Source organism: Mesorhizobium sp. M7A.F.Ca.US.005.03.1.1 (genome assembly GCF_003997975.1).
In the GTDB taxonomy this organism is placed as follows: domain Bacteria; phylum Pseudomonadota; class Alphaproteobacteria; order Rhizobiales; family Rhizobiaceae; genus Mesorhizobium; species Mesorhizobium ciceri.
Window position 1 is genome coordinate 82,628 of the sequence record NZ_RZRO01000013.1, and the last position, 8,965, is coordinate 91,592.

At 60.1% G+C, this 8,965-nt stretch carries 6 protein-coding genes and 1 pseudogene; all 7 read left to right on the forward strand.

Annotated elements, in window-relative coordinates; all coding sequences use genetic code 11:
* Position 1: 1 nt before the first annotated feature.
* A complete protein-coding gene (locus EN990_RS08970; RefSeq protein ID WP_245460883.1) occupies positions 2–766 on the forward strand; it encodes a LysR family transcriptional regulator in 765 nt (254 codons plus the stop codon).
* 896 nt (positions 767–1,662) lie between these two features.
* Positions 1,663–3,327 carry an ABC transporter ATP-binding protein gene (locus tag EN990_RS08975; RefSeq protein ID WP_127368143.1) on the forward strand — a complete coding sequence of 555 codons (1,665 nt, stop codon included), beginning with the start codon at positions 1,663–1,665 and terminating at the stop codon, positions 3,325–3,327.
* 23 nt (positions 3,328–3,350) lie between these two features.
* The gene (locus EN990_RS08980) at positions 3,351–5,021 is read left to right on the forward strand and encodes a peptide ABC transporter substrate-binding protein (protein WP_127366277.1); all 1,671 of its coding nucleotides are present in this window, start codon (positions 3,351–3,353) and stop codon (positions 5,019–5,021) included.
* Between the two features lie 78 nt (positions 5,022–5,099).
* Positions 5,100–6,050 (forward strand): ABC transporter permease, encoded by a 951-nt coding sequence (locus EN990_RS08985; RefSeq protein WP_127366272.1) that lies wholly within the window; start codon positions 5,100–5,102, stop codon positions 6,048–6,050.
* Between the two features lie 32 nt (positions 6,051–6,082).
* Entirely contained in the window at positions 6,083–6,967 is an 885-nt protein-coding gene (locus EN990_RS08990) for an ABC transporter permease (protein ID WP_127368137.1), read from the forward strand.
* 54 nt (positions 6,968–7,021) lie between these two features.
* A complete protein-coding gene (locus EN990_RS08995; RefSeq protein ID WP_127388285.1) occupies positions 7,022–8,332 on the forward strand; it encodes an FAD-binding oxidoreductase in 1,311 nt (436 codons plus the stop codon).
* A 60-nt stretch (positions 8,333–8,392) separates the two neighbouring features.
* Positions 8,393–8,722: pseudogene (locus tag EN990_RS09000) on the forward strand (IS481 family transposase); the annotation flags it as partial.
* Positions 8,723–8,965: the final 243 nt, after the last annotated feature.

An 8,965-nucleotide genomic window follows, 5' to 3' on the forward strand; every position in this document is an offset into this window, starting at 1 on the left:
GATGGATCGCTCAGACATACCCTCGCTCGACGACCTGAGAGCGTTCGAAGCAACAGCGCGGCTGGGCTCGGTCCGGCTTGCAGCAGACTCGCTTGCGCTCACGCACGGCGCCGTCAGTCGCCGTATCACCAAACTCGCCGATGACATCAGGGTCAGGTTGTTTGAGAAGAATGGGCGAGGGCTGCGGCTCACCCCTGCCGGCGAGACACTCAACCTCACCCTCGGCAGGTTCTTCGGTGAGTTGGCCGCCACAGTTCAAAGCCTGCGTGCTGCCAATGCCGGGAAGAGTGCCCTGGTGCTCTCCTGCGAGCCTTCAGTTGCCATGCGTTGGCTCATTCCGCGGCTGGGGGCGCTTCAAGTGGCGCATCCGAACATGGCCCTCCACCTCTCGGTAGGTGGAGGGCTGGTGGACTTTCGTAAGAAACAGGTCGATCTCGCTATTCGACGGCTGGACTTCGCTGTGCCTGAGACGTGGAACGTCCGGCCCCTTTTTTCCGAAAAGGTTGGGCCTGTCATGAGGCCGGAACTTGTGGCAGAGTTCGAGCATGGCGACTATCTCGCTCTCGGGTCGAAGACCCGACCTGACGCGTGGGCGCAATGGCTGAAGACCCATCCGTCGGCGCGTCGACCCACAGAAATCCGGTACTTCGACAATCACGCGCTGATCGTCGAGGCTGCGTCTGCAGGCCTTGGCGTAGCCCTCAGTCCGCTCGTACTTGCGATTGACGACGTGGAACGAGGAAGCCTGGCGGCCCCTGCTGGCTGACCCTGACGGCAGTCAATATGGGTTGATATGGTTGGGCTCGAGTGAACTGGAAGGTATGGAGTTTGAACTCGCAGAGTGGCTTCATGCGCAGTTCAGCCGCCTGGGACCAAATCGCCTTTGAAAGGAGCGCTCTGGGAGCTTCGCCCAGTTGAGCGGGCCCGACCCCGGCCTCGAAAAAGCAGCACTGATGGGCAGGGTAGAGACCTCGATAAGCGGCCCTCTTTGCCGTGCTTGGTTCCACACTGCTTTTGTATGCATCCTATGAGCTTCGTGCACCGGACGCCGGTTATTACCTACGCACTGTCAATGCCTGGGCGGGCGCCAGTCTACTTCAAATGAGGAAACTTCCGCCGCGGCGGATCCTTCAAATTTCCTGGGGCAATGCCTCGCGGAAGCTCTTCTCAGTCGAGTCTTTGATAGGCCGCCCAAAATGCCGTGCTCGCCTTGGACATTAGACTCTCGGCCATGCCGCGCAGATTGAGGGGCTTGCGCTATCATCATCAGGCCAAACAGAGTGAAATGCCAACTGGGGCGTTCTTTTCAGAAGTTCCTGCCGCCGGAGGGCCAAATTTCGAAGACTCTGCGGAAAAAGAACAGTCAAACTGGCTGCAAGAACGGGGCACCCTTCCTTACGGCAGGCAAGCTCCAGAGGACCTCCGACAGGCAGAGTTGCCCGTTTGGAGCGTTCTCCAGGAAAAGGGAACAATGTCCGGTACGGGGATCGGACTACATAAGGGAGCCGCCAGGATGAGTAGAATCCGTCTCTCGCAGCCTCAGAGCGCGAAGCGCCTAAATGGCAAGGCTACGGCTGCTACGGTGACGCGTTGCTGCTCAAGGGGCGATGTTGCGGTCGGCAACAGGGTGGATCCGCTTCGATGGAATGGGAGGTGATCCAGATGGTCGCAAGCATCCAGGCTGTAGCCGCTCACGATGTGGCGCTTTCGGTGCGCGACCTCACGGTGAATTTGCCGAAAGGCATGGAACGAACCTATGCGGTCGAGAACATTTCCTTCGATCTGAAACGCGGCCAGATCCTCTGCATCATAGGCGAGTCCGGATCAGGCAAGTCGGTCACGGCGAACGCGATCATGGGGCTCCTGCCCAAGGTGATCCGCGTCTCATCGGGTTCAATACAGTTGGAGGGGATGAACATCATCGGCATGTCGCCCGACAAGCTGCGCAACCTGCGTGGGCGGGTCGTGTCGATGATCTTCCAGGATCCGCTCTCGGCGCTCAATCCCTTGATGACCGTGGGCGCACAGATTGACGAGGTCATGGCCGCGCATGGATACGGTACGCCAAAAACCTGCCGCGACCGCGCCATCGAGTTGCTCACCGAAGTGGGCCTCCCAGATCCCGAACTCATGTATCACCAGTACCCTTTCCGGCTTTCGGGCGGGCAGCGGCAGCGCGTCATGATTGCCATGGCCCTGGCGCTCGAGCCGACGGTGCTGATCGCCGATGAGCCAACCACTGCGCTCGACGTGACCACCCAGGCACAGATCCTGGAGCTGATCCGCGACATTCAGCGCCGCAAGGGGATGAGCGTAATGTTTATCACCCACGATTTCGGCGTGGTGGCGGAGATCGCCGACAGCGTCGTGGTGATGGAAAAGGGGCACATCGTCGAACAGGGCAGCGCCGAGCAGGTGCTGAAGTCGCCCAAGCATGCTTATACCCAACGCCTGATCGCGGCCGTACCGCATCTGACCGGTGAAGATCGCTCTCGTGCGGAGTCCGACAGCAAGCAGCCGATCCTGAAGGTCGAGGGTCTGGTTAAAACCTATCGTGGCGGCGGCGCGCTGTTTGGCGCCCAGCGGATAGTGAAAGCGGTGAACGAGGTTTCGTTCGAACTGGCGCCAGGCCGAACGCTTGGGGTCGTAGGCGAGAGCGGTTCAGGAAAATCCTCGCTGGGCCGGCTTCTCATCAAATTGCTGGACAGCGACGGCGGCGAGATTTTGTTCGAGGGGTCCGATATAGCCAAGCTTTCCGAAGCGAAGTTCCGCCCGCTCAGACCACGGATCCAGATGATCTTTCAGGATCCCTTTGCGTCCCTGAACCCACGCTCAACGGTCGGCCACATCATCACGGTAGGCCCGGTGGCACACGGGACGCCTTTTGCCCAGGCGCGCGAAGAAGCGCGTACGCTTCTGGCCCATGTCGGTCTCGATGCCGGCGCCTTCGACCGCTATCCGCACGAGTTTTCTGGTGGGCAACGCCAGCGAATCGGGATCGCTCGGGCTTTGATGTTCAAGCCGAAGCTGTTGATTGCTGACGAGGCGGTCTCCGCGCTCGACGTGTCGATCCAGGCGCAGATCCTGCAGCTTCTGGACCAGATCCAGCGAGAGACCGGCGTGTCGATGGTCTTCATCACGCACGATTTGCGTGTCGCCAGCCAGATCTGCGACGAAATCGCTGTGATGCAGAAAGGCCGGATCGTCGAGCGCGGACCGCCCTCGCAGATATTCCTGAACCCGCAAGCGGCCTACACGCGCCAACTCGTGGCGGCAATTCCAGGAGAGAGGCCGGGCAATGCCCGTCCAATTGCAGCAAACGCATGAAAAATAACAAGAGAGGAACTACGATGACCAAAAATTCAACGACTACATCCAACTATTCGAGGCGCCAGGCGCTGCGACTGATGGCGCTAGGTGGAGCTGCAGGCTTGATCGCGCCCAATCTGCTGGGCAAGTCGGCTTTCGCCAAGACCCCTGCCGCGGGTCCGGCCGGTCGCGTCGTCGTCGGTCTTTCACAAGAGCCAACGGTCTTCAATCCGTTGATGGCGCATATCGAAGTCGATGACGCGGTCCATTTCTCGGTTTTCGATGCGTTGGTCAGGATGGATGCTGAAGGCGTCCTCCAGCCGAATCTCGCAGCCGAGGTGCCAAGCCAGAAAAACGGCGGCATTTCGGAGGACGGCCTCAACTGGCGCATCCGGTTGCGTGACAATGTCCGCTGGCACGACGGTGAGCCCTTCACGGCCGAGGACGTGAAATTCACCCTGGAGCTCATCACGAACCCGAAGTTTCGCGCCTGGCGTACAAGCGGCCATTCGCTCGTACAGGACATCACGGTGGTTTCGCCCACCGAGATCACTTGGCGGATGAAGGAGGCTTTTGCGCCCTATCTGTCGTTCCTGGCCGAAACCTTCATGGTGCCCAAGCACATTCTGGGGAAAGATGTCGATCCGAATACAGCGGCTTTCAACCAGGCGCCGATCGGCACCGGCGCGTTCAAGTGGAGCCAGCGGGTAGCGGGCGACCATATCGAGCTCGTCGCCAACCCGGAGTATACCGGCGAGGGTCCGTATATCGAGCAGCTCATCTTCAAATACATTCCCGATATGACGGTGCTCTATACGCAGTTCAAGAGCGGTGACGTCGACCTGGTCGATCAATCGTACATTACGGCCGACCATTATGCTGAAGCCCGCGAATTGCCAGACCGCGTGGTGACACTGGAGACCGGCGCATCCGTGGAGTCGATATACCTCAATCTGGGGCGCCCGCAGTTCAAGGATCTGGCAGTGCGCCAGGCGCTCTACGCCGCCATGGACAGGAAAGCGATCGTCGACACGATTTACTACGGCGTGGGCACTCCCACCGAGACGTTCATGCCGAAGGAGTCCTATTACTACAATCCGAACCTGCCCGCGCAGGAATTCAATCTGGACCGTGCGCGCCAGATTCTGGATGAGGCCGGCTGGGCGCCAGGCCCAGATGGAATCCGCGCCAAGGATGGAGTGCGACTGTCCTTTGCGAATTCGACAACATCAGGCAACAACCTGCGCGAGCAGACGCAGCAGTTCTTGCAGCAGACGTTTGCCGAGATCGGCGTCGAGATGACGATCTCGAACTTGCCGGCTGCAGTCATGTGGGGCGAATTCTGGCTGAAGTCGCAGTTCGATACCGCCATGGTGGGCGTCACCTATTTGATTGCCGCGGACCCCGACGCCACAAACCGCCTCCATACGAAGGCAATCGCCGCTCAAGGCGGACACGGTTCGAACACCGGACAATATTCCAACCCCGAAGTCGATGCCTTGCTTGAAAAGGGTGCTCGCAGCTTCGATCAGGAAGAGCGGCGCGGGATCTATAATCACGTACAGGAAGTGGTGCGCCATGATCTGCCCTTCCTGCCGCTGTTAGCGATCACAAACGTGCTCGGACGCAAGGCAGGGTTGGACGGTTTCAAGCCCAATGCCAACACGCGCACCGCGTCGTGGCATGCCGCAGACTGGCGCTGGAAGGCCTGATCCATCCTATTGCCGCCGCCGGATTGCACTGCGGCGGCGGCAACAGACTAAGTCGCCAACCCACAACGGAGGACTCGAATGCGCGGCTTCCTGCTCAATCGCCTTTCGCAGAGCCTGATACTGCTTGTGATCGTTTCGATCATCGGCTTCGGGATTCTGAACCTCCTTCCCGGCGGCCCGCTGGCGCAATTCGGACTCGATCCCGGAATGACCCAGCAGGATATCGAGCGCCTCAAGGGGCTGCTGGGCCTCGATCGACCCATATGGATCCAATATCTGGACTGGGCTTGGCGGCTGGTGCAGGGCGACTGGGGTCACTCCTTCCGCGACGGAGCGCCGGTATTGCAGATCATTGGCAGCCATCTCTTGGCGACGCTGCTGCTGATGGGATCCTCAACCGCGATTGCGATCTCTCTTGGCGCCTGGATTGGAATTCGGGGCGCCACGCGCCGCTACTCGTTATTCGACTATCTCGCAACTGTCGGTGCCATGGTTGCATTGTCGGTACCTACCTTCTGGTTCGGCCTCGTCGGCATCTACATTTTTACCTTGAAGTTAGGCTGGCTGCCCGCGGGCAATATGTCCGAGATCGGCGATAGTTCGATCCTGGGCTATCTCCATCATTTGATCTTGCCAAGTATCGTGCTGTCGCTGGTCCATGTCGCTATCTGGAGCCGCTACATGCGGACGGCTACTCTCGACGCCATCAGCCAGGACTTCGTCAAGACGGCTCGGGCCAAGGGGTTGAGTGAACGCCGGATTTTGATGAAGCATGTCGTCGGCAACGCCCTTTTGCCGATGATTACCCTGGCGGGGATGCAGCTTCCCAGCGTCCTGACCGGTGCGCTGGTGACCGAAACTGTATTTACCTGGCCAGGAATGGGACGTTTGTTCCTCGATAGCCTTGGTTACAGCGACTATCCGGTTGTTATGGGGCTGCTGATGTTCTCGGCTATCCTCGTTCTGCTCGGAAACCTGATCGCCGACATTGTCGTCGCTATTGTCGACCCGCGCATTCGTCTGGCTTGAGCGCGCAACTTTCCCGACAGGAGACAGCCGATATGACCGCCCTCACGGCAAATACAAATGCAGCTCCAAGCCGCTGGACAAACAACCGCGCGGCGCTTCGTTTCATGCGGCATCGCCTGGCGCTGCTCGGCTTGGCGATGATCGTCTTTCTGTGTCTCGCTTGCGTCGTCGGCCCCCATCTCCTGCCTTATGACTCACTGTATATCGATCTGCGGGCCCGCTTTGCTCCTCCGCTTACGGGCCACCACTTTCTGGGCACTGATCCGCTCGGCCGCGACCTGGCGGCAAGGCTCTTGATGGCGGGACGAATCTCGTTGCTGGTGGGCTTCTTCGCCATGCTGTTGTCGACGCTAGTGGGCACGCTCGTCGGGGTAATTGCTGGATACCGCGGCGGCTGGATAGGTGCCTCGCTGATGCGCATGGTAGATGGCTTTCTGGCCTTCCCGTCTATCTTCCTTGTGCTGGCCCTTGCCGCAGCCCTGAAACCCAGCCCGATAATGATTACCGTCGTCATCGCTGCGACCAGCTGGATGGAAGTAGCCCGAATTGTGGAGGCCGAGGTCCTCTCTCTTCGCGAGCGCGAATTCGTCCAGGCCGGGCGAATGCTGGGGCTGAGCGGCACACATATCATGTTTCGGGAGATCCTTCCCAACGCCATCGGTCCAATTATCGTTGCTTCGACCTTGACGGTTGCGCGCGCCATTCTCATGGAGGCCTATATCAGCTTCCTCGGCTACGGGATCCAGCCGCCACTACCGAGCTGGGGCAACATGCTCAATGGCGCCCAGCAATATCTGGGCAGCGCACCATGGCTGGCAATCATTCCCGGAGCTGCCATCACCATCGCGGTGACCAGTTTCAATTTCATCGGCGACGGACTGCGTGACGCGCTGGACGTGCGAGATGACCATATTTGAAGTGCCGCGAGCGATACATTCCTAAACCCCGGAACACCAAGAGAAGTCAGTCACGTGCAAGAGCCCGAAATCGCCGAAAAGAACACGCCCTACTGGTGGGAAGCGGCGCCCGTCATGCCGCTGCCGCGGCAGCCGCTGGCAAAGAAGCTCGACGCGGTGATTGTCGGCGCCGGCTATGCCGGGCTTTCGGCCGGGCTTGCGCTGGCGCGCGAGGGGCGCTCGGTTGCCGCTTTCGATGCGATGCATCCGGGCGAGGGTGCTTCCACGCGCAATGGCGGGATTACGAGCGGGAGCATCCGGCCGGATGCTGCCACAATCACCAGGCGTTTCGGTGAAGAGAAGGCCATGGCGATCGAGGCCGAGGGCAAGATCGCGCGCGAATTCCTCTACGACTTCATCAAGACCGAAGGGCTCGACTGCGACTTCCGCCTGGTCGGCCAGTTCAAAGGCGCTTTCGGCTATGAGCAGTATGAGAAGATGGCGCGCGGCGCCGAGAGGCTGGCGAAGAAACTGGGGATCGAGTCTTACGCCGTTCCGCATGCCGAGCAGCGGAACTATATCGGCACCGATTTCTACCGCGGCGGAACCGTTCGGACGGACATTGGCGGGCTGCACCCCGCAAAGTTCCACGCTGAACTCCTGCGGGTGGCGCTCGCATCCGGATTGACGGTTCATTCGCACACGGCGGTCAAGTCGATCGAGAGGAATGGTTCGGGCTTTCGCGTGGTGACTTCCGCTGGGACGGTGGATGCGCGGCACGTTCTGGTCTGTACCAACGGTTATACCGACGGCGCCGCACCCTTCTTGCGCCGCCGGCTGGTTCCGGTCCGCAGCCGGATCATCGTGACCGAGGAATTAGCGCCCGATGTCATGGCACGACTGATGCCGAAGCTGATGACGATCACCGAGAACCGGCAACTCGGTTTCTATTATCGTCCCTCGCCTGACGGAAAACGCATTCTGCTGGGGGGGCGCGACAGTTCTCGTGTCGGCGATCCGATTGCCCCGAAACTTCTCCTGCGCAAGGGCCTGGTGAACCTCTTCCCGGAGTTGGAGAACGTGCGCCTTTCGCATTGCTGGTTTGGCAACGTAGCGATGAACCGCGACATGCTGCCCCGCGTCTTCGAGAAGGATGGTATGGTCTATGCCACCGGCTTCTGCGGCTCGGGCGTGGTCTGGGCGCCATGGATCGGTATGCGTGCGGCCCACAAGCTGATGGGGCATGGCGAGCAGTCGCGCACGGCGTTCGACTTTCGACCGCCTTCCGCCATCCCGCTCTATCGCGGCAATCCGTGGTTCATGCCGGCGATTATCCAGGGCTATCGGTTGCAGGACCGTATCGCCTTCTGGCGCGCCAGCCGCTGATCGCCGACGGTGACGGCCTTTTGACCATTCGTCGCTGCGGCCCAGATGGAGGCACCGCGGAGCTTGAGGGCGCTGGCGAAGCGCTATGGGATCAACCAGAAGACCGACGCGAAGTTGCAGAGTCGGATCTGTGTTCTCGATCTACCGACTGGGCCGACGGAGGTTCGGTCGACGTGCTCACGGTCGAGGAAGAGGCCGTCATCGTCGCTTTTCGACGCTATACGCTACTGCCGCTGGGTGACTGCCTCTATGCGTTGCAGCCGACGATCTCGCATCTGAGACCTCGTCATTGCACCGCTGCCTGCAACGTCACTGCGTCAGCCGCTTGGACAATGTCGAAGGCGACCGGCCGGCGAGAAGAAGTTCAGGAGCTATCCGATCGGTTACTTTCCATACGCCGCCCTGCGCCGAACTGGGACTCGGTCGGGCTTGAGCAGTTCGTATCGACCAAGGGATCAAAAACCCGCACATCTGGCGAAGTCCTAGATGATTTCGGCACATTCTTTCGAGCGCACGATGCGATGAAGGGCTGATCGGAACTTTGCTTCCGCATTCTTGGCAGCCGAGGTTGGTTGGAACATGTCGCCCCGAGTCGAACGTATTCACAGCGATGAGCGTCTCCCGGCCGAAGTC

Excerpts from the sequence above, each read along its gene's own strand:
- EN990_RS08970 (WP_245460883.1), top strand. The coding sequence starts at position 2 with ATGGATCGCTCAGACATACCCTCGCTCGACGACCTGAGAGCGTTCGAA.
- EN990_RS08980 (WP_127366277.1), top strand. The coding sequence starts at position 3,351 with ATGACCAAAAATTCAACGACTACATCCAACTATTCGAGGCGCCAGGCG.
- EN990_RS08975 (WP_127368143.1), top strand. The coding sequence starts at position 1,663 with ATGGTCGCAAGCATCCAGGCTGTAGCCGCTCACGATGTGGCGCTTTCG.
- EN990_RS08985 (WP_127366272.1), top strand. The coding sequence starts at position 5,100 with ATGCGCGGCTTCCTGCTCAATCGCCTTTCGCAGAGCCTGATACTGCTT.
- EN990_RS08990 (WP_127368137.1), top strand. The coding sequence starts at position 6,083 with ATGACCGCCCTCACGGCAAATACAAATGCAGCTCCAAGCCGCTGGACA.